The following is a 263-nucleotide window of genomic DNA, read 5'->3' on the forward strand; positions in this document are numbered from 1 at the left end:
CGGTTTCTGTGCCTAGTTTGCTACCACCTTTAATCAGTACGTATTTAGCGCCTAAAGCATGGATTTTTTTTGCAGCTTCTTTCATATCCTCAAGAGAATTAATTTTCACACCACTTAATTGATATGCTTCAAATAAGTTTGGCGTTACAACTAATGCCTTTGGAACAAGAACGTCACGTAAGCAGTCATTTGTTTCAGGATGTAATGCTTCATCTGCTCCTTTACATACCATAACAGGATCAACTACTACATTTTCGAAATTG

General features: G+C 36.9%; 1 protein-coding gene. It reads right to left on the reverse strand.

What is annotated here, in order from left to right:
* Positions 1-263, reverse strand: a 263-nt coding sequence (locus JDS92_RS30270; RefSeq protein WP_199633061.1) for a PfkB family carbohydrate kinase, incomplete at both ends; no start/stop codon positions are given.

Source organism: Bacillus cereus group sp. N12 (assembly GCF_016483575.1).
In the GTDB taxonomy this organism is placed as follows: Bacteria; Bacillota; Bacilli; order Bacillales; family Bacillaceae_G; genus Bacillus_A; species Bacillus_A toyonensis.